Consider the following 18,371-nt stretch of genomic DNA (forward strand, 5'->3'; position numbering starts at 1 on the left):
CTCGGGGAGGCGGGTCTTTGGAGCCAATTAGCACCATACCCAAATTAGTAGCATAGCTGCCGGCACAAAGCAAGAACAAAATGTGACGTCCTCGACGAAACTGCCGACAGGCATAGGGGACCGCGGACGACGTGGCTCTTGCCATTGTTAAAAATCTCTCATAAGGTATTTTCATATCCGAAAGAAAATCCGACCGTTTATTTCCATTTATGAAAGCCTGAGCGTTTGCGGGAACATCTCGATCAGACCGACCGGCGACTGGTCAAGCTGCTGTCGCAGGACGCGCAGCTTGGCGTCAACCGCCTCGCCGAGAAGATGGCGATCTCGGTGCCGACGGTGCGCATGCGGCTGCGCAACCTGCTCGACCGCAACCTGCTCAAGATCGTCGGCCTGCTCAACCTGACCGAACGCCCCGAGCTGATCTCGGCGATCGTCGGCATCAATGCGCAAGGGCGCGGCCGGGCACGGGAACTGGCGCAACGCATCTCCGAACTGCCTTTCGTGAACTCGGCCGCCGTCGTCACCGGACGCTTCGACATCATCGTCGACGTGACCGTGGCCGGTGATGTCGCCGATCTCTACCGCGTCACCAGCGAGCTGATCCCCGGCGCCGGCGAGCCGGGCGAGGTCGTGCGCAGCGAGACTTTCGTCGTCATGGCGTCCTGCAACAAATGGGTCAGCCTGCCGGAAGGTTGCTGGTCGGACGAGACGCGGAAGGAAATGGCATGAAGATCGCGGTTCTCGGCGGGCTCGGCCTGCAAGGCCGGGCGGCGATCGCCGATCTCGTTGCCAGCGACGGCGTCGAGCAAGTGGTCTGTGTCGACACCGCAACCGACGGCGCTGCGCGGCTTGGCGGCCTGACCGACCTTGCCCGGGTGCGTTTCGTCGTGCCGGAGGGCGCGATCGGTCCAGCATTGGCCGATGTGATGAAGGACGTCGACGCGGTCATCGACCTGTTGCCGCAACCGCTGATGCGCGAGGCGGTGCAGGCGGCGATCGCGACGCGCACGCCGCTGGTCACCACCAATTACGGCAAGGCCATCGCGGATCTAGCGCCCGAGGCCGAAAAGGCCGGCGTCTCGATCGTCACCGAATGCGGGCTCGACCCCGGCATCGACCTTGTGCTCTACGCGCGCGCCGCAAGCCAGTTCGACACCATCACCGCGATCGATTCCTACTGTGGCGGCATTCCCGAGCCGAAAGCGGTGGTCGAGCCGCTGCGCTACAAGGTGAGCTGGAATTTCGACATGGTTCTGGTCAGCCAGAACCGCGACAGTGTGCTGGTCGAGAACGGCGAACAGGTCGATGTGCCGGCCGCCCGCCAGCACGACAATCGTTTCATCCACGAGATCGAGGTGGCGGGGCTGGGCAGGCTGGAAGCCTTCCCCAATGGCGACGCCCCGCATTATGCCGGCATGCTTGCCGCCGCAAAGGGGCTGCAGCGCTCCGGCCGATATTCGCTGCGCTGGCCTGGCTGGTCGGCGTTCTGGGCGCCGCTGAAGCAGCTCGGCTTCCTGTCCGAGGAAAAGGTATCCGGCACCGGTGTCAGCCCACGCGAATTCCTCGGCCGGCTGCTTGGCCCGCAACTGCAATACGGCGCGGACGAAAAGGACCTTTGCGTCATGCGGAACGTGTTTGTCGGCAGCGAAGGCGGCCGCCGCAAGACGGTGACCTCGGAGCTGGTCATCGAACGCGACCTCGCCTCTGGCCTGTTCGGCATGAGCCTTGGCGTCGGCTATCCCGCCAGCATCGTGGCGCAGATGCTGGCACGGCGCGAGATCGCCACGCCCGGCCTGCTCAACCCACTGCTGCATGTGCCCGATGGCCGCTTCCTCGACGAGCTGGCCAGGCGCGGCATCAAGGTCGCCGAAACGGTGAGCTGGGATTGAAGATTTTCGAACGGTGGTTGCCGCCGGCAACGGCGCTGCCGCTCAAAAAGCACCCGATGGGGTGAAACAACAAGTGGAACAACAAGGAGGAATGCCCAAATGAAGATTGCCAAGCTTTTCATCGCCGGACTTGCGCTCGCCGGCCTCACCGCTGCCGCCAGTGCCGGAACCCTCGACGAGATTACCAAGCGCGGTGAGTTGCGCGTTGCGGTGCAGACGCAAGGCCCGCCCTTTTCGCTGGTGGGTGCCGCCGGCGAACGCACCGGCAGTTCGGTCGAACTCGCCGAATTGATGGCCAAGGAAATGGGCGTCAAGATCACCTTCCTCGACTTCGACTGGGACGGCCTGATCCCGGCGCTGCTGTCGGGCAAGGCCGATCTTCTGGTCGCCGACATGACGCCGACGCTGGCGCGCGGCATGAAGGTCGCCTTTACCAAGCCCTACATGTACACGGGCAGCACCGTCTTCACCAAGGCTGGGACCGCCTTCAAATCCACCGAGGACTGCAAGGCCAAAGGCACCAAGATCGCGGTGCTGCTCGGCGCCACCGGCGAGAAGGAAGCCAAGGCCGCCTTCCCCGATGCCGACATCAAGAGCTACAAGGGCGGCGGCCCGCTGCTGCTCGACGCCGTCAACAACGGCCAGGCCGATTGCGGCGTCAACGACGTCTCGGCGGTCAAGGGCCAGTCGACCGCGTACCCAGCCGGCAGCTTCAACATCATGCCGGATATGCTGTCGAAGGAGCCGCTGGCCTTCGCCACGCGCTATGACGAGCAGGACCTGCTGGTCTGGATGAACCTGTTCCTCGACCAGGTCAGCCTCGACGGCCGCCTGCAAAAGAACCTCGATTACTGGGTGAATTCCGACGCCTGGAAGAAAGACCACTAACGGATAGGGAGTAGGGAGTAGGAAGTAGAAATAGGGAGCATGGAGTGGCTGATGGCCATTCCGGACACCTTCACTACTCACTACTGCCTACTCACTACTGCCCACTCACCATGCTCGAAAACTTCAGCTTCCGCACCATCGTCGAATATCTGCCCCTGTTCGGGCAGGGCCTCGTCACGACCGTGTGGCTGTCTGCGCTCTCCTTTGCCGGCGCGCTCGCCGTCGGCATCGTGCTCGCCGCGATGAATTTGCAGCGCGGCCGGCTGTTCCGCGTCCCGGCCAAGGCCTATATCGACGCGGTGCGCGCCACGCCCTTACTGGCGCAGCTCTATTTCCTCTATTTCGGCCTGCCGCGGCTCGGCTTTATCCTGCCCGAGTTCGTCGTCGGCATCCTCGCTTTATCGCTGAACAGCGGCGCCTATGTCGCCGAGATCATCCGTGCCGGCATCCTGTCGATCCCGCGCGGCCAGGTCGAGGCCGGCGTCGCTTCGGGCATGACCTATGTCCAGCGCATACGTCTCGTCATCCTGCCGCAGGCGTTCAAGGTGACGATCCCGCCGCTGCTCGGCCAGGCGATCGTGCTGGTCAAGGATTCCGCCCTGTTGTCGCTGATCTCGGTTGCCGAGCTGACGCGCGCCGGACAATTGCTCGCCTCCGACCGCTTCATGCCGGCCGAAGGTTTCATCACCATCGCCGCCTTCTACCTCCTGCTCTATTACGGGCTGAAGGGGCTGGCGGCGCTCTCCGGGCGCTGGCTCGGCCTCGCGGGGGCACGGACATGATCTGGCAGCAGCTGCAAAGCATCGCCGGCAGCTATCCCCTCGCCTTGCGCGGCCTCGGCATGACCGTGGTGCTGTCGCTGATCAGCCTGGTGCTGGGCACGCTGCTCGGCTTCGGCCTCGGCATCCTGCGCACCGGCGGCAACCGGCTGATCAGCGGCGCGATCGGCGCCTGGGTCGACCTGATCCGCGGCACACCGTTCCTGGTGCAGATCTTCCTGATCTTCTTCATCCTGCCGGAACTCGGCATCGAGCTCGACGCCTTCACCGCCGGCATCATCGCGCTGACCAATCTGGCCGCCTGCTTCATCTGCGAGATCGTCGTCGCCGGCATCCGCTCGGTGCCGACCGGCCAGGTCGAGGCGGCGCTGGCATCCGGCCTGTCGCGCTGGCAGCGCATGCGCCAGGTGGTGCTGCCGCAGGCGATGCGCATCGTGCTGCCGCCGCTGGTCGGGCAATATGTGCTGCTGATCAAGGATTCCTCGGTTGTCTCGGCCATCGGCCTGACCGACCTCACCCGCGTCGGCTGGCTGGTGGTGCAGCGTGTGCCGAACGGCCTGCTCGTCTTCTTCCTCGTCGGGCTCGGTTACTTCATCGTCTGCTACCCCCTGATCATGCTGGCCCGCCGGCTGGAGCAACGCATGGGCGCGGCGCATGGCGAGGTGCAGTTGTGATGTCGAACCTTAGCAAAAATGGCACTGGCATGATCGAATTTCGCGGCGTCAACAAATGGTTCGGCCAGCTCAACGTGCTCAGGGATATCACGCTGAGCGTCGAGCCGCGCGAAGTGGTCGTCGTCTGCGGCCCTAGCGGCTCGGGCAAGAGCACCCTGATCCGTTGCATCAACGGGCTGGAGACGATCCGCGACGGCGACCTGACGGTCGACGGCCAGCGCCTCGGCGACGCCGCCACCAACATGACGCGGCTGCGCACCGAGATCGGCTTCGTCTTCCAGTCGTTCAATCTCTACCCGCACAAGACCGCGCTCGAAAACGTGACGCTGGCGCCGATCCATGTCCGCAAGATCCCGCGCGCCGAAGCCGAAAAGGCCGGACGCGAGCTGCTCGCCAAGGTCGGCCTTGCCGACAAGGTGAATGCCTATCCGGCGCAACTCTCAGGCGGCCAGCAGCAGCGCGTGGCGATCGCGCGCTGCCTCGGCATGCGCCCCAAGATCATGCTGTTCGACGAGCCGACCTCGGCCCTCGATCCCGAGATGATCTCGGAAGTGCTCGACGTCATGGTCGCGGTGGCCGAGGAAGGCATGACCATGATGGTGGTGACGCACGAGATGGGCTTTGCCCGCAAGGTCGCGCAGCGGGTGGTGTTCATGGACGCCGGCGCCATCGTCGAGAGCGGCACGCCGGACGAGTTCTTCTCGCATCCGAAGACCGACCGCAGCCGCGCTTTTCTGAGCAAGATCCTGCGGCATTAGGGGGGCATCAGGAGAAAGCGGACCTCAGACGATGCCGTGCTTTCTCAACAGCGCCTGCTCGTCGTCCGATATCCAGCCGAAAACCTTCGGCTCGCCGTCCAACTTCTGCACGAGGTAGTGGACGTCAAAATCTATCGCCACCTTCGATTGATCCTTGCGGGCATAGGTTGCTGTCCAGGCGACATGAGCCACGCAATGATGTTCGTCTATCGGCGAGAGCCGGACATTGCGTATCCGCATTTCCTTCGTCCCTATCGCGCGATAGTGCGCATGGCCTTGCGCCATGACCTGCTTGATTGCTTATCGTTCTTTCCAGTCATGACCCCGGCGGGCGAAGCCGCTATGAAGTCCGAAGCATACAGCGATGCGACCTCATCCATGTCCATGTCGCCGCCGAGGGACTGGTTGAAAAAGCGCTCATATCGCTCGAATAGCTTCCTTACGCTGGTCTCCATAGTTTCATCTCCCAGGTGCGGCTATGTTGGGTGGGACCAGGAAACGCTCCGCCGATCTCCGACATCCGCGATTGCCCCTCAGCCAATCATGACTTCGTCCCAGGGCGGAGCAAGATCCTGCGGCATTGAGGCTTAGATTCAGTCAGTTGGTTGCCACCGATGGCCCAGATGGGTGGTTGGACTTATCCGGAGGTGCGGATCTATCGGCAAAGATTTGACGTCCTATTGGAGAGACCGATCGTGCGCTCAATTGCCTTTATCTGACTCAACACTGCGGTTGGCCGACGCGAGGAAGCGTGCAGATAACAAGTGAATGGATCTCGTCGCAATAGACCATGTTGTAATAAGAAAAAATAGCGTTGCGACAAAGGCAACTAGGGAAAGGCTGACGACGCCAAGAACAGCAAATGGGTCACTTTCCACGGTCGCGATGAAATTGTCAGACGGCCGAAAAGCCCCGGCAATGGCTGATCGGAGCTCAGGATTGTAATGGAAGAAGGCGAGAATCGCAGCGAAGAGACATAAAACTAGAATAGCCGCTAAAACCGATTCTGCGCTTTCAAAGGACGTGCGTTCTTTAAATTTATGGGAAGATTGGATCATCTAAATACCTATGCAAAGAAGAATTTAGCGATCTGGTTTGCTCATTTATCCATCGGTTTTCTAGCGATTCGATAGAGTCGCGATGCCTTGTCCGCACATTATGAGCAGCGTCGAGGCATATGCAAGCGATGCAGCCAGATGCTTCCGCTGCTTGTGCCGTTGAACAGCATCGGTCGACCGCCCCGCCCTACGGCGAGGAACCCAAGCCTATTGCGCGTCCGCGTGAGTGCTCAATTCGGCCCGCTTCTCATCCGACACGACTGCGAGGTCGAGCACCTTCTGCAATTCGGCCGCATGGCGAAATGACGGTTCGGGCTGGACACCGCTGCGCACCGCATCGACGAAGCGCTGGTAGTTGGTCGCCACCGTTCCGGCGTCCAGAACTTGCCATTTGGCGTTCTCGACATCCTCGCCGATGCAGGCTTTCAGCTCCGAGCCGGTCAGATTGTGCACGACTTCGATGCCGCCCTTGTCGCCGTAGATGCGCAGGCGGAGTTCGTTGAGATGGCCGGTTGCCCAGCGGCTGGCATGGACGACGCCGAAGGCGCCATTGCGGAAATCAAGCGCCATGGTGAAACTGTCATTGGCGTCGAGCTCGTATTCGCCGATGCGGTTTTCGGGCGCCTTGTCGAAGGATCTCAGGCGGCAGAACACATGGTCGATGTCGAGCGCCGCGCCATAGCTGGCGAAATCGAGGATGTGGATACCGACGTCGCCCAGCACGCCGTTGGAGCCATGGCCGCGCGACAGCCGCCACAGCCATTTCGAATCGGTGCGCCAGTCGCCCCAGAATTTGGACACCAGCCAGCTCTGCAGATAGGACGCCTCGACATGCCTGACCGTGCCGATGTCGCCGGCCAGCACCATGGCGCGCGCTCTCTGCAGCGGCGCGACATTGCGATAGGTCAGGTTGACCATGTTGATGATGCCGGCCCGCTCGGCGGCAGCGGCCATCTCACTGGCTTTCTCGAAGTTTTCGGCCAGCGGTTTCTCGCACAGCACCGGCTTGCCCGCCGCGATCAGCATCATGGTGGTCGGATGGTGGATGCGATCAGGCGTCACGTTCGCCACCGCATCGAACTTGCCCCATGCCAGCGCCTCGTCCAGCGACGCGAACCGGTTGGGGATACCGTAGATGTCCGAAAACTTGTCGACGCGCGTGCGGTCGAGATCGACGGCGCCGATCAGTTCGACGCCCTCGATCTTGCCGAACTGCCTGGCGTGCTCCTCCGCCATCCAACCGGTGCCGAGTATCAAGAGGCGCATGATTCTTATCCTTAGGACAGGGCTTTATCTTCTTGTTCGATCATGGATTTGGTCTAGCGAAAGCCGGCTTCGCCCGCGGAATGAAGTTTTCCGCCGCGCTCGACGATCGGCTCGAGCGCCTTTTCCACCGGCACGTTCGGCGCATCGAGGATGGCCGGATTGGAGCCTTGGGGGTTGTGCGCCCATCTCACCGCATTGCGCAGCACCTTGTGGACGTTGGCGTCGTGATAGGTCGGATACGTCTCGTGGCCGGGCCTGAAATAGAAGATGTTGCCGGCGCCGCGGCGATAGGTCAGCCCCGACCGGAACACTTCGCCGCCCTGGAACCAGGAGATGAACACGGTCTCGAGCGGCTCCGGCACGGCGAACTGCTCGCCATACATCTCCTCGTTCTCGAGCTCGAAATACTCGCCGATCCCGGCAGCGATCGGGTGGCTTGCGCTGGTCACCCAGAGCCGTTCGCGCTCGCCCGCCTCGCGCCATTTCAGCGTGCACGGCGTGCCCATCAGCTTCTTGAATATCTTCGAGAAATGGCCGGAATGGAGAACGATCAGCCCCATGCCTTCCCAGACGCGGCGCGCCACGCGCTCGACCACTTCGTCGGCGACGGCGCCATGGTCCTTGTGTCCCCACCACAGCAAGACGTCGGTCTCGGCCAGACGGTCGGCCGGCAGCCCATGCTCCTTCTGCTCCAGCGTCGCCCACGATACCGAAATCTCCGGGTCGAGCTTCAGCGCATTGGCGATCCTCGCATGCATGCCCTCGGGATAGATGCCGGCGACCACCTCGTTGGTCCGCTCATGAATATTCTCGCCCCAGACGACAGCGCGTATTGTCATGATGTCCTCGTGATTGTTTGAAACTCGAGCCGCCCCGGCCGGTCAGTCATAATATCCTCGGCCGGGAATGAAAACCTCGAGATTGGCCCAAACGTCCCCAGCGTCGTCATCCCAGGGCGAAGCAGGAGCGAAGCGACGTCGCGAAGACCCTGGGATCCATGCCGTGACTTCTATGCGCTGCGACGGTGCAGAACCTTGATGCAAGAGGGATAAGAGGTGAAAGGGATTGCGACAGAACGGCGTCAAATCTGCATCGTTGCTTTCTTCGGCTGATGCAACGGCATGGATCCCAGGGTCTGCGCTTCCGCTTCGCGTCCGCTCCGCCCTGGGATAACGAAGCCGTAAAGGACCGCCGCGAACCTAAGCGCCGCGGCCTTCTTGGGCGACGCGTGTCAGCGGCTTCGACAGCCGCGGCACCACGACGAGCCGCTTGATCTTGCCCTTCTTGTAGGCGGCGAGAAAGCGGGCATAGTCCTTGAAGACGACACAGCCATTGGATTCGGCGCGGCCGCCGCGCAGCATGTAGGTGTGGGCGAGCAAGCCGTCGCGGCCATATTTGTTGCTGCCGCTGGCAGGGGTGAGACGCAGGGCCTCGACGCCATGGAAGCGCGATTCCCGCAGCGTCAGATTGTAGGTGTCGGGCGGCGTCGGACCGACATTCTTCTTGTGAACGTAGCGCGGCTGGTCGACCATCGCGCCCAGTCCCGAATGTGCCTCCAGCCGCGAGCCGTCGGGCATATAGACGGTCTTGGCCGAGATGTCGTAGACGGCGACGCCGCTGCCCATGTTGGGCGTGGTGAACAGGTTCCTGAAGGCTCCGCCGAGACCGCCGGAAGGCATGTCGGGCTTGGCATAGGCCAGCATGTCGCCGCCCTGCGTCTTCGACCGTTTGCCCGGCTTGCCCGACACGGCCGGCACTGCCGCTTGTGACGAATTGCGAGGCGACAGACTGCCGGGTAGCGTCTCGACCGGCGGAGCGTCGGCCGTCTGGACCTTGCTCGCCCTGGATGCCTGGGCCCTGGATTTCTGGGGCGGCTCCGTTTTTACTGCCTGGGCCTTTGATGCCTGATCCTTTGGCGCCCGGTCTTTCGAGGCTTGAGCCTGGGGCGCCGGCTCATCGATGTCCGCCTGCGGACGCAGGGTCGGCAGCGGAACGCTGTCGGGCATGTCGTCCTGCGGCGGCAGCGAGGCCAGTTGGACCTCTGGCTCTTGCGGCTCTTGCGAAGCTGCCGGCTCGCTTGCCACGACGGCTGCCGGGAGCACGTCGATCATCTGCTCCGGCAATGTATTCGCCAGCGCCAGAGCCAGGCGCGACGAGCGTTCGATCTCCGCCACCGCCGGCCCGAAGCGCACCGATGCCGGGCCGTTCGGGTCGGGAATGCGTACCGGCTCGGCGAACCGGGCGGCGGCCGGCAGGCTTGCGAGCATGACGGGTGAGCCGGCACGGGCAAAGGCGGCGGCAAGCTTTTGCGGCGACAACCCTGCTTTGGCCACCACGTCGTCGAAGCTCGATTGCCGCGATGCATCGGCGACGAGCGGCACCGTATTGCGCTTGAGACGCGCCGATTTTCCCTGGTGAACGAAATTCGACGCCGACCGCAGGCAGTTGGCATCGCACCCGTGCTGCAGCAGCTTGGCCGACAGCGCTGCGTTTGTCGCGGCCCATGTCGGGGCCTGCGCCTTTGCAAGGCTGCGGCGAGGATCGGCGAGCGCGATGGTGCGCGGCGCGAGCAGGCTTTGCGGGAGACCGTTGGAAGCGGCGGTGAGCGAGGTTCCCATCGAATAAAGGCCGGCCAAGGTCGCCACCGACCATAAAGCAATGGCTGCGCCGACGGCAGGAACCGCGACCCAGCGCAGGCCGGGCCTCATCGAAGTCAATCCAGTTGCAGGACTGTCACCCCGGGTTTTCGCACTTACAAACGCCATTCAACCACTCTCAATCGGCCGATGCCGGCTAGCGGATTTCGCAGCCGTGACATTCACAGCTCGCCTGGTGCCCCCAGCACGCTTCGCGTCTGTTGCCGATTGATTCAAAAGATGGACAAAGTTGGTTAACCAATCCCTCTACCGACCGCCGATTGGGCGACGGTCACACCAAAAAACGCCCTCCAAAACCTGCATAGTTGGCAAAACTGCCCTCCAATGATGACTTTGCTGCCCGTTTTTGTCGGCCGAGTCAAGAAAGCGAAATGACTAGGCCTTGCTGGGCGGAGTCGGCCATGGCTGCGAAAGTGAAGCCGGGCCGACCAGAATCTTGCGGCCGGCAGCCACCGTCATCAAGCCCCGGCGTTCGATCAGAACGGCGATTATTGAGCGGGCACTTGTCGACCTGCCACTCGGGCGAATGAACGATTAACGTCTGAGAATTCGGGACAGCGGCAAGATGTTTGCCGCGCAGCAACTGAATGTCGCCAAGTGCCGGAGCGGGATATCCAACACCTAGACCACAGCCACCACTATGTGAGCCTGAATTTTGGCAGTAACCTTGCCGCTGCCATGCCTGTCTGCAATGGCGGCTGCGGCATAGTCGGTTGCAGAGTCCAGCTTCCCCGCCTCTCTGGCCTCGATTTCGTTGCGAAGGAGAGTGCCCTGGCAATAAGCAACGGCCGGAAGGCGCGGCGAGGAGGCACGGCTTTGTTCGGCTCTCGTCTCGATCACCACACCGGAAAAACCTGCGTCCTCCAGCTCGCCACGGATCAGTGCCGTATCGTGGTAGCCATGCGGCGTGCGTGCCAGAAAGCGCGGCGGATCGTTCGGAAAAATCCTTGCGAGAGCATTCGTCACATCGTCGGCAAACACGTTCTCCTCGATGCGATCCCATACGCTGAATAGAAAATGTCCTCCGGGCTTCAGGACTCGCCGGGCTTCGCGGTAGGCAGATGAGCGGTTGGGAAAGAACATCGCGCCGAACTGACAACAAACGAGATCGAAGGCCGCATTTTCAAACGGTAGCGCCAGAGCATCCGCCTGACGCCATTTGATGCGATCGTCGGGAGCTTGCCGCGAAGCGGCGTAGTCGAGCATCGGCTGGTTGAGGTCGGTTACGACATAGCTTGCACCGGGCGACAGTTTTGGCGCCAATGCGCGGGTGACAACCCCGGTGCCCGCGGCGGTTTCCAGAACGGCGCTTGGCGACAAGGACGCTGCTCGCCGTGCAAGATCTGCGGCGAACGGCTCGAAAATCAACGGCACCATATAGCGGTCGTAGTTTTCCGGAATTGAGCCGGCGAATACCTTGTCCGTTTCCAACATTGCTATCCCCCGCCGTCCGTTTGATGGCTCGTCAGCATAGCATGGAATTGTTTGCTATTCGGTCGCATTCGACCGGGAGGCGGTTCGCTCCCGGAAGCTCCGAAACGCCGTGCTGCAATTATCTGCATATGTGTTAATATCTTGTGGTCATGCGCATTGGTGCGTGGCCAAACATAAAATGGGAGGATGCGATGAAAACCATAAGTCGCAGGTCTGCAATCGCGCTTGGCGTGACGGCGGCAGCGGTGACGCCTTTGTTCACGCTGGCGGCTGCTGCAAAGGTCAAGAAATACGGCCCGAAGGAAGGCAAGGAAATAGCCCCCGGCGTCAGATTGGTCGAGGTCGGCACCGGCAATTCCGATATCCCCGCTTACAAGAGCATCTCAATTGTCGACATAGTCTTTCAGCCCGGAGCAGCCGCCCCTCAAATGGTGATGGACAACGACATGGTGTGCACCATTGCTGCCGGTGAATTCACGATCAAGAAGGCGGACAAGGAATTCAAGCTTAGGGAAGGTGACGTGTACACCTGCTCCAAGGGCAAGACCGACGAGGCAGCCAACACCAGCAAGGTAGTCGGCATCCACCGCATCGCCGTCTTGATACCTGCCTAGCGCATGCCAGCGAAAACCGGCCCGCGTCCTCGTCCGGACGCGGGCCTTTTGATGAGGTGCGTGCTTATGAGCCGTTTCTCCCTCCGCCCGCTTTGCAAGCGTGCGCTATATTAGAAATCACGCAAGTTTCTGGATGACTGCACGCCGGTCTGCGGGCCTGCATTGGCGCCCCTACATTGGCGCCCCTGCATCGCCGCATTCGCAAGCCGGCGCCGCGCTGGGCGTTTGGCTTCACGAAATGGCCCGGTGCTCTTCCCGAGCTGCCTCCCAGACCTCGCGCGCCGCGTCTGCATTCAGTGCCGCGATTCCCAGGCCGACGATCAGATCCGGCCACGCCGAGCGCCACAGGAAGGCCGTCACCAATCCGGCCAGTATGATCGCAACATTGGCGACCGCATCGTTGCGGGCCGAGAGGAATGCCGCCCTGGTAAGACTGCCGCTGTGATGGCGGTAGCGCGCCAACATGTAGGCGCATGACAGATTGACCGCGAGAGCGCCCAACCCCGCCAGCGTCAGAGCCGTTGGCTGCGGCGGCACCGGCATGTTGAACTTTTCCCACGCGGTCCACAGCGTCGCCAGGCCCGGCACCAGCAGGATAAGCGCCAGCGCCATGCCGACCCGCGAGCGGGCACGCAGCGACCATCCCATGGCGAGCAGTATGAGGAGATTGACCGAGGCATCTTCCAGAAAATCGACGCTGTCGGCGAACAGCGACACCGAGCCGATCGCCAGCGCGACGGCGAATTCAATGCCGAAATAACCCAGGTTCAGCAGTGCGACGACAAGCACCACCCGGCGAAGGCCGTCCGACGTGATGGCTTGCTGCATGGTCTGCCCCGATGTGATGGCGTTAATGTTATTGCTGGGCGTCCCGTTCCTCGACCGTCTCGATCTCGCAGGCTTTGAGGCCAGCCTAGGCCGAACATGGCACGTCTGTCACCAAAACACCTGCGAGCCAAAACAGGATGGTCACCCTGTTTTGGGCGTGCCCTCATGCGCGCCGCTCGTCAGGCAAAGCCGGGAACCGGCTTGGTCTTGCCGCTCAGTTGCGCGCCCAATGTCAGCGCCTGCGGGAAATTCCGGACGATCGCCGCCATCGCGGTGGCGCTGCCGGGGCGAAGGGCAATTCCGGCAATAGCAGCGGCAGCGTAGACCCGGGTCGAAAACAGTCTTTTCCAGGCCGCCTCGTAGCGTCTGGCGGCGGCCTCGCGCCCCGCTTGGCCACTTGGCGCGGATGCGAGTTCGCTAGCCAGCAGCCAGCCGGACTGAAGCGCCATCGAGATGCCCTCGGCGATAACGGGATGAGACTCTCCGGCTGCATTGCCGACCCGGAAGATGTCCTGTTCGTAGCAGGAGCGAATTCCCGGCCGGATCGGACCCGCGGCAAGCCACGGGCCGTCGAGGTGCGCCGGTTCCAGGGCGCCTCGCACGCCCCGGCATGAATTCATGACATGGCGTGAGACGACATCGGCGGCCGACACATGGCCCAGGTATTCGGGATCATGTTGTTTACGCAGCCGCGCGAGCACATCGCGGCGAATGCAGCACGAGATCGACAACCGTCCATGATCCGCCGAGACCATGCCGCCATAGCCGCCGGGAAAAGCCAGCAGAGGCATCAAATCCGGTGCGAGCGACGACCCGGTGAAATGCGCCTTGAAGCCGAGCAAGTCCGACGGCCGATTGGTCTTTGCGAGCTGGCTGGGTAATGGTCCCGGCTCCCAGGAGCCGTGTGCGGCGACAATCACCGGCGCACGCAACATCACCGCTTCATCCCCGGCCTGAACTCGTACACGTTGCATCTCACCATCCCGGTCGATGGCGACGGCGCGGCAGGGCTGGAAGATTTCGACGCCCGCCGATCGCGCCGCCTGTAGAAGCAGAGAGTCGAGAATGTCCCGGCCGAGCGCCCGGGCGAAGCCGTGTTTCGCACGAGACCCAGCTCCTGCACCAGGCATTGCAGCCTCGACGGAGGTCTCACCGGAAAACAAACCGACGCGGCGGATTTCGGGGCCGGCATTGGCACGCCAGGCATCGCCGATCTCGAGCCGGTCGAGAAGCGCAAGATTGCTTGCCGAGATGTATTCGCCGCAGACTTTGCGGCGCGGAAACGCACTCTTTTCCACAATGGCCACGACCCACCCGCGCCGGGCCAGCGTGAGCGCGACGGAGGTGCCCGCCGGGCCGGCACCAATGACGATCGCGTCATGAGTCGACAATCGCGTCATGGCTCGACACTGGCACTGGCGCCGACGAAAATGTGGGAAAACAGGCCGGCGCGCCGCTCCTCGACCGGTTTGCCGTTGGCCGCAAGCCAGAGACGGGAAAGCTCGCTGCCGCGAAAGCCGGCACGCACGCTTTGCGCCGCATCGTTTCGTGTGACGTCGTTGGCGCCGATTGCCGGCAGAAGACGGGTTGCGGCCAGCGGCAGTTTCGCCCGCAGCGGCTCTGTCGCGATGAGCAACGGGACTTTCGGCCTGATCAGCGAAAACAGACGCACGAGCTGCGCATCATCGAGGTGATGCAGGAACAGATTGACGGTGACGGCGTCGAACGGCGCACCCTCGATCTTTCCTGCCCAGTCGAAGACATCGGCGGTGACGCCTTCGGCCTTCCATCCCAGCCTGTCAAAATCGCTGCGCAATTGCCCGGTGACGAGGCCGACGCGGTCGAGCATTACCAGTTCGACCCCGGGCCAATGCGTGGCCATGCGCCGCGCCACCGCCAGCATGAAGGAGCCATCGCCGGCGCCGATCTCCAGGATGCGGCGTGGCGGCTTTGGCACGAACCTCTTGAGCAACGACGTCATGATCGGCACCTGAAACATCAGCATATTGATGCGCCGAAGGTCGCGGCGCGCGGCCAGCGCTCGCGGATCGTCGGCCGCAAGTCCGTCGAGGATTTCCGGCGCAAGCTGCCGATGCTCCAGGCCGCTCATGACACCGTTCGAAAGAGCATGGTTTCGGCCGTCAGCCCGGGCCCGAACGACATGCCGCAGCCGAGTAGGCCGGGTGGCGCCTTCAACATCTCATTCATCACGAACATGACGGTCGCCGACGACATGTTCCCATACCGGCGCAACACCGCGCGCGATGGTTCCAGTGCAGTGGGCTCCAGTTCCAGAGCCCTTTCGACAGCATCGAGCACCGAACGTCCACCCGGGTGCACGGCCCAAAGGTCGATGTCTTTCGCCGATCGGCCGCCGAGGATGGCGGCCTGGCTGTTCCGCAACGCTTCATGAATCGCTGCCGGCACCTGGCCGGAAAGAACCATTTCGAAGCCGCGGTCGCGAATGTTCCAGCGCATCAGGTCCCGCCGTTCCCTCGCCACCAGACAGTGAAAGCTATCGAGCTCGATGCCGGCCGGCTCGGCAGTGATGAGCGCAGCCGCGCAGCCGTCGCCCCAGAGGCAGAACGACAGCAGTTTTTCCAGTTCGGTGGTTTCGCGCAGATGCATCGTGCAGAGCTCGATATTGACCAGCAGGACCTTGGCCTGCTGGTCGGAGCGGACGATGTGGCGGGCCAGCTTGAGCCCGTTGATCGCCGCGTAGCAACCCATGAAACCGATCATCGTGCGTTCGACACTATCGGGAAGCCCGCAACGCGCGATCAGCTCCAGATCGATGCCCGGCGCCGAAAAGCCGGTGCAGGTGGTGACGATCAAATGGGTGATGCGGGAAGCGTCGTCGCCAAGCTGCAATCCGTCGATGCCCTTTTGCGCCAGAACAGGTGCGGCATCGTCGAACATCGCCATTCTCATGGCCGTTCCGGGAAACGCACCGCGGATGAAGGTCCCGGCCAAGTCGGCGGACGGTCCTTCGGGGTCGGACGCCGGCGCAAAGCAGGAATAGCGGTGCTCGATGCCGGCAAGATCGGCCATGCGTTCGAAGATCCTCCGGCGATCGGCCGCGAGCATGGAGGCCGCGAAACGCAGGTAGAATTGATGAACCTCGTGCTCCGGCACCGCCGTCGCGATCCGGTTGATATAGGCGTTGACGGGCATATTCTGTCTCCTCGGCGTCTGCACGGTGTAACGTGCCGCCGGAGGGTCCTTGCTCATCGTTACCCGGTGTCGAACACCGGGTTTTGAGCGCTGTTCGATAAACGTTTCCGAAAACTGATTTCTTCCCGAAGGTTCAGTGTGCGCTGCTGGCAGGCAAACGGTTGGAGCGGGCGGGCGGTTGCGTCAGGCATCCAAAATCGCCACATCATGTTGACCTTCCATCTACTGGAAGGTCTATTTCCTCCAATAAAGGAGATTTCCGCCATGAACATCGGCGTCGCATCCGAAAAATCCGGCCTGCCGGCCAAGACGATCCGTTACTACGAGGATATCGGGCTCTTGCACCCGGCTCGGACAGACAATGGCTATCGCGATTACTCGACGGCCGATATTCACCGGCTGCGCTTCCTGCAGCGCTCGCGAAGCCTGGGGTTTTCGGTCGACGAATGCCGCCAGTTGCTCTCGCTGTATCAAGACAGGGAACGTGACAGCGCCGACGTGAAGGCGATCGCGAAAGCCAAGCTGGTGGAGATCGACAGGAAGATCGCCGAACTGGTCGGATTGCGCGGCTTGCTTCACCATCTGGTCAGTCACTGCCACGGTGACGAGCGGCCGGATTGCCCAATCATCGACGAGCTGGCAGGACAAGGCGTCGCCCAGTGAGGTGGATTGAAAATCGGAGCGGCTGACGTGCAAACTTCGCTGTCATGCCGGCTTGTGCTGCCGCACGACCTTCCATTCATGCCAGATCAGCACCATGACGACAGCATCGAATACGGTCAGGACAAGCAGGCCGAACGAATGGGTGTAGGAGTAGCGGTAGACTTGATAGAACATAAATGCGCCCAGCGCCGCAAGCGATGCCGGATACGACCACAGCTTGCCTCTCAAAAGCCCGACAACGAGCAGCAGTTTTATCAGGCCGTGGCTAAGCAGGTAGAAGGCATAAAACTCCTTGCTGGCAACGGAAAAGTGGCTTGCCATCTGCGACAGATAGCCAGCTATGAAATCGTTCGGATCTTCGATCAATTCCTCTTGGGTGAATGTATTGACCCAGGAGGCAATGGCGTCGGTGGTGACGACATAAAGCAGGATCCCGCCCACGCATTCGATCAGGGCATGCGCCCCTTTAAGCCAGATGCTGAGCTCGAAAATCTGATGGATGCGGCGTTCGTCTACTGCTTTCACAAAATTCACCTTGCGATCGACAACAGCGGAAACGAGAAACGATGGATGCAGCCCTAACCCACTGGATCAACGCGGCAGCCGGGATCAGCCCTTTTCTTGATAAGGCAATGATCGCTGTCTCACAAATCGGCGTTCCGCTGATGGTGCTGGCTGTTGCCCTGCAATGGTGGGCAAAGGCCGACCGCTACCATGTGCGCCATGCTGCCTTGTCCGCCGGCTTGGCGTTCCTGCTCGGTCTGGCGATCAATCAGTTCATTTTGCTATTCGTCCACCGGCTGCGGCCCTACGATGCCGGCGTGACGCATCTGCTGATTGCGCCCAGCGCCGACTGGTCGTTTCCCTCCGACCACGCGACAGCCAGCTTTGCGGTTGTTGCGGCTCTTGCAATGCAAGGTCTGCCGCGCCGGACGCTGGCCCTCTCCATCATGGCATTGCTGATCTGCTGGTCGAGAATTTATATCGGCACCCACTATCTCACCGACGTGATAGGCGGTGCCATCACTGGCGTCTTAGGTGCCGTTGTGGTCCGATTGGCCTATCGCGAGAACTCCCGACTGGACAGTCTGGTCACAAGAATTCTCTAGCTCCTTATGTGCCAACGATGAGACGAGCAGCTATCATAGCGGTCCTGTCGCTTGCCTGCGTCTCTGTCGTGCTCGCCGCCGCCCATTCGGGTCGTGATGCGGTCATCCAGGCTCGCCAGGCCTCGATGAAGGAAATGGCCGCGGCGGCAAAGGCGATCGCTGGGATGTTCGACGGCAAGCAGGCGTACGACGCCGCAGCCTTCAAGGCGGCGGCCGAGACCATCCGCGCCCGCACCGGCCGTGCCCTGATTGCCGAATTCCCCAGCGCGACATTGGGCGCGCCTTCAGGCGCCAAGCCGGATATCGACCCCGCCCGCGCGGAGTTCGAAGAGCTGGCTCGCCACATCGGGACGCTGGCCAGCGCCTTGGGCTCCGACGCCGAGCGGGCGCCGCCGCGCATCACCGACGACATGAGAATGGGTTCCGGCCTGGCGATGGGCGGTGGCAGCCTGCTTGGCAAGCGACCATCACTCGCGGAAGCCGATCCCACTAAATTGCCGGCGGAGCACCTCCTGCATCTCATCTTGCAGGATTGCTCGAGCTGCCATTCGAAATTCCGGCAAAAGGTCGAGTGATAGCG

20 protein-coding genes and 1 pseudogene are annotated in these 18,371 nt (G+C 62.1%); 10 read left to right on the forward strand and 11 right to left on the reverse strand.

Going from position 1 to position 18,371, the window contains the following annotated elements; all coding sequences use genetic code 11:
- Nucleotides 1-225 precede the first annotated feature (225 nt).
- From NKH78_RS24795 to NKH78_RS24820, 6 genes are all read left to right on the forward strand, one after another.
- Nucleotides 226-729 (forward strand): Lrp/AsnC family transcriptional regulator, encoded by a 504-nt coding sequence (locus NKH78_RS24795; RefSeq protein ID WP_023677254.1) that lies wholly within the window; start codon nucleotides 226-228, stop codon nucleotides 727-729.
- Nucleotides 726-1,889 carry a saccharopine dehydrogenase family protein gene (locus NKH78_RS24800; RefSeq protein WP_352737365.1) on the forward strand — a complete coding sequence of 388 codons (1,164 nt, stop codon included), beginning with the start codon at nucleotides 726-728 and terminating at the stop codon, nucleotides 1,887-1,889. The genes NKH78_RS24795 and NKH78_RS24800 overlap by 4 nt, the downstream gene beginning before the upstream one ends.
- A 99-nt stretch (nucleotides 1,890-1,988) precedes the next feature.
- Nucleotides 1,989-2,777 carry an ABC transporter substrate-binding protein gene (locus NKH78_RS24805; protein ID WP_254819451.1) on the forward strand — a complete coding sequence of 263 codons (789 nt, stop codon included), beginning with the start codon at nucleotides 1,989-1,991 and terminating at the stop codon, nucleotides 2,775-2,777.
- 110 nt (nucleotides 2,778-2,887) lie between these two features.
- Nucleotides 2,888-3,559: an amino acid ABC transporter permease gene (locus NKH78_RS24810; protein WP_352737394.1), complete on the forward strand. Its 672-nt coding sequence runs from the start codon at nucleotides 2,888-2,890 to the stop codon at nucleotides 3,557-3,559.
- A complete protein-coding gene (locus NKH78_RS24815) occupies nucleotides 3,556-4,230 on the forward strand; it encodes an amino acid ABC transporter permease (RefSeq protein WP_023677250.1) in 675 nt (224 codons plus the stop codon). The genes NKH78_RS24810 and NKH78_RS24815 overlap by 4 nt, the downstream gene beginning before the upstream one ends.
- 29 nt (nucleotides 4,231-4,259) lie before the next feature.
- Complete coding sequence (locus NKH78_RS24820) at nucleotides 4,260-4,988, forward strand: amino acid ABC transporter ATP-binding protein (protein ID WP_352737364.1); 729 nt, start codon at nucleotides 4,260-4,262, stop codon at nucleotides 4,986-4,988.
- 24 nt (nucleotides 4,989-5,012) lie between these two features.
- Here NKH78_RS24820 and NKH78_RS24825 read toward each other — a convergent pair.
- The 6 genes and pseudogenes from NKH78_RS24825 to NKH78_RS24850 form a co-directional block, all read right to left on the reverse strand.
- Nucleotides 5,013-5,443 (reverse strand): annotated as a pseudogene (locus NKH78_RS24825) (DUF6841 family protein).
- A gap of 246 nt (nucleotides 5,444-5,689) precedes the next feature.
- Complete coding sequence (locus NKH78_RS24830) at nucleotides 5,690-6,046, reverse strand: hypothetical protein (protein ID WP_352507114.1); 357 nt, start codon at nucleotides 6,044-6,046, stop codon at nucleotides 5,690-5,692.
- A gap of 207 nt (nucleotides 6,047-6,253) precedes the next feature.
- On the reverse strand, nucleotides 6,254-7,312 hold the full coding sequence (locus NKH78_RS24835; protein ID WP_352737362.1) for a Gfo/Idh/MocA family protein: 1,059 nt from the start codon (nucleotides 7,310-7,312) through the stop codon (nucleotides 6,254-6,256).
- A 53-nt stretch (nucleotides 7,313-7,365) separates the two neighbouring features.
- Nucleotides 7,366-8,151, reverse strand: a complete 786-nt coding sequence (locus tag NKH78_RS24840) for a ThuA domain-containing protein (protein WP_352737361.1) — start codon at nucleotides 8,149-8,151, stop codon at nucleotides 7,366-7,368.
- Nucleotides 8,152-8,511: 360 nt separating this feature from the next.
- Nucleotides 8,512-10,020, reverse strand: a complete 1,509-nt coding sequence (locus tag NKH78_RS24845; RefSeq protein ID WP_352737360.1) for a tlde1 domain-containing protein — start codon at nucleotides 10,018-10,020, stop codon at nucleotides 8,512-8,514.
- A 570-nt stretch (nucleotides 10,021-10,590) separates the two neighbouring features.
- Entirely contained in the window at nucleotides 10,591-11,403 is an 813-nt protein-coding gene (locus tag NKH78_RS24850; protein WP_352475658.1) for a class I SAM-dependent methyltransferase, read from the reverse strand.
- A gap of 191 nt (nucleotides 11,404-11,594) precedes the next feature.
- On the opposite strand from NKH78_RS24850, the gene NKH78_RS24855 reads away from it, so the two are divergent.
- A complete protein-coding gene (locus NKH78_RS24855; RefSeq protein WP_352649657.1) occupies nucleotides 11,595-12,017 on the forward strand; it encodes a hypothetical protein in 423 nt (140 codons plus the stop codon).
- 231 nt (nucleotides 12,018-12,248) lie between these two features.
- Here NKH78_RS24855 and NKH78_RS24860 read toward each other — a convergent pair whose 3' ends face one another.
- The 4 genes from NKH78_RS24860 to NKH78_RS24875 all read right to left on the reverse strand — a co-directional run bounded on the left by NKH78_RS24860 (nucleotide 12,249) and on the right by NKH78_RS24875 (nucleotide 16,019).
- Nucleotides 12,249-12,845, reverse strand: coding sequence for a cation efflux transmembrane domain-containing protein (locus NKH78_RS24860; protein ID WP_352645553.1), 597 nt, complete (start codon nucleotides 12,843-12,845; stop codon nucleotides 12,249-12,251).
- Between the two features lie 179 nt (nucleotides 12,846-13,024).
- Nucleotides 13,025-14,245, reverse strand: a complete 1,221-nt coding sequence (locus NKH78_RS24865; protein ID WP_352884540.1) for an NAD(P)/FAD-dependent oxidoreductase — start codon at nucleotides 14,243-14,245, stop codon at nucleotides 13,025-13,027.
- Complete coding sequence (locus NKH78_RS24870) at nucleotides 14,242-14,955, reverse strand: class I SAM-dependent methyltransferase (RefSeq protein ID WP_352737357.1); 714 nt, start codon at nucleotides 14,953-14,955, stop codon at nucleotides 14,242-14,244. The genes NKH78_RS24865 and NKH78_RS24870 overlap by 4 nt, the downstream gene beginning before the upstream one ends.
- Nucleotides 14,952-16,019 (reverse strand): type III polyketide synthase, encoded by a 1,068-nt coding sequence (locus NKH78_RS24875; protein ID WP_352737356.1) that lies wholly within the window; start codon nucleotides 16,017-16,019, stop codon nucleotides 14,952-14,954. The genes NKH78_RS24870 and NKH78_RS24875 overlap by 4 nt, the downstream gene beginning before the upstream one ends.
- 264 nt (nucleotides 16,020-16,283) lie before the next feature.
- Between NKH78_RS24875 and cueR the strand changes: the two genes are divergently transcribed.
- Nucleotides 16,284-16,682 carry a Cu(I)-responsive transcriptional regulator gene (gene cueR, locus NKH78_RS24880; protein ID WP_254819466.1) on the forward strand — a complete coding sequence of 133 codons (399 nt, stop codon included), beginning with the start codon at nucleotides 16,284-16,286 and terminating at the stop codon, nucleotides 16,680-16,682.
- Nucleotides 16,683-16,724: 42 nt separating this feature from the next.
- Here the strand turns inward: cueR and NKH78_RS24885 are convergent, their stop codons facing one another.
- The gene (locus NKH78_RS24885; RefSeq protein WP_352452336.1) at nucleotides 16,725-17,207 is read right to left on the reverse strand and encodes a DUF2127 domain-containing protein; all 483 of its coding nucleotides are present in this window, start codon (nucleotides 17,205-17,207) and stop codon (nucleotides 16,725-16,727) included.
- A gap of 41 nt (nucleotides 17,208-17,248) precedes the next feature.
- Between NKH78_RS24885 and NKH78_RS24890 the strand changes: the two genes are divergently transcribed.
- Nucleotides 17,249-17,791, forward strand: a complete 543-nt coding sequence (locus NKH78_RS24890) for a phosphatase PAP2 family protein (RefSeq protein WP_352507104.1) — start codon at nucleotides 17,249-17,251, stop codon at nucleotides 17,789-17,791.
- Nucleotides 17,792-17,808: 17 nt separating this feature from the next.
- The gene (locus NKH78_RS24895) at nucleotides 17,809-18,366 is read left to right on the forward strand and encodes a cytochrome c (RefSeq protein WP_352737355.1); all 558 of its coding nucleotides are present in this window, start codon (nucleotides 17,809-17,811) and stop codon (nucleotides 18,364-18,366) included.
- The last annotated feature ends 5 nt before the right edge of the window (nucleotides 18,367-18,371 follow it).

The organism is Mesorhizobium sp. M0910 (genome assembly GCF_040319465.1).
Classification (GTDB): Bacteria; Pseudomonadota; Alphaproteobacteria; order Rhizobiales; family Rhizobiaceae; genus Mesorhizobium.

Coding starts and splice junctions, on each gene's coding strand:
- NKH78_RS24830 (WP_352507114.1), bottom strand. CDS start 6,046: ATGATCCAATCTTCCCATAAATTTAAAGAACGCACGTCCTTTGAAAGC.
- NKH78_RS24845 (WP_352737360.1), bottom strand. CDS start 10,020: ATGAGGCCCGGCCTGCGCTGGGTCGCGGTTCCTGCCGTCGGCGCAGCC.
- NKH78_RS24870 (WP_352737357.1), bottom strand. CDS start 14,955: ATGAGCGGCCTGGAGCATCGGCAGCTTGCGCCGGAAATCCTCGACGGA.
- cueR (WP_254819466.1), top strand. CDS start 16,284: ATGAACATCGGCGTCGCATCCGAAAAATCCGGCCTGCCGGCCAAGACG.
- NKH78_RS24855 (WP_352649657.1), top strand. CDS start 11,595: ATGAAAACCATAAGTCGCAGGTCTGCAATCGCGCTTGGCGTGACGGCG.
- NKH78_RS24815 (WP_023677250.1), top strand. CDS start 3,556: ATGATCTGGCAGCAGCTGCAAAGCATCGCCGGCAGCTATCCCCTCGCC.
- NKH78_RS24890 (WP_352507104.1), top strand. CDS start 17,249: ATGGATGCAGCCCTAACCCACTGGATCAACGCGGCAGCCGGGATCAGC.
- NKH78_RS24895 (WP_352737355.1), top strand. CDS start 17,809: ATGAGACGAGCAGCTATCATAGCGGTCCTGTCGCTTGCCTGCGTCTCT.
- NKH78_RS24840 (WP_352737361.1), bottom strand. CDS start 8,151: ATGACAATACGCGCTGTCGTCTGGGGCGAGAATATTCATGAGCGGACC.
- NKH78_RS24805 (WP_254819451.1), top strand. CDS start 1,989: ATGAAGATTGCCAAGCTTTTCATCGCCGGACTTGCGCTCGCCGGCCTC.
- NKH78_RS24850 (WP_352475658.1), bottom strand. CDS start 11,403: ATGTTGGAAACGGACAAGGTATTCGCCGGCTCAATTCCGGAAAACTAC.
- NKH78_RS24865 (WP_352884540.1), bottom strand. CDS start 14,245: ATGACGCGATTGTCGACTCATGACGCGATCGTCATTGGTGCCGGCCCG.
- NKH78_RS24860 (WP_352645553.1), bottom strand. CDS start 12,845: ATGCAGCAAGCCATCACGTCGGACGGCCTTCGCCGGGTGGTGCTTGTC.
- NKH78_RS24800 (WP_352737365.1), top strand. CDS start 726: ATGAAGATCGCGGTTCTCGGCGGGCTCGGCCTGCAAGGCCGGGCGGCG.
- NKH78_RS24835 (WP_352737362.1), bottom strand. CDS start 7,312: ATGCGCCTCTTGATACTCGGCACCGGTTGGATGGCGGAGGAGCACGCC.
- NKH78_RS24820 (WP_352737364.1), top strand. CDS start 4,260: ATGATCGAATTTCGCGGCGTCAACAAATGGTTCGGCCAGCTCAACGTG.
- NKH78_RS24875 (WP_352737356.1), bottom strand. CDS start 16,019: ATGCCCGTCAACGCCTATATCAACCGGATCGCGACGGCGGTGCCGGAG.
- NKH78_RS24810 (WP_352737394.1), top strand. CDS start 2,888: ATGCTCGAAAACTTCAGCTTCCGCACCATCGTCGAATATCTGCCCCTG.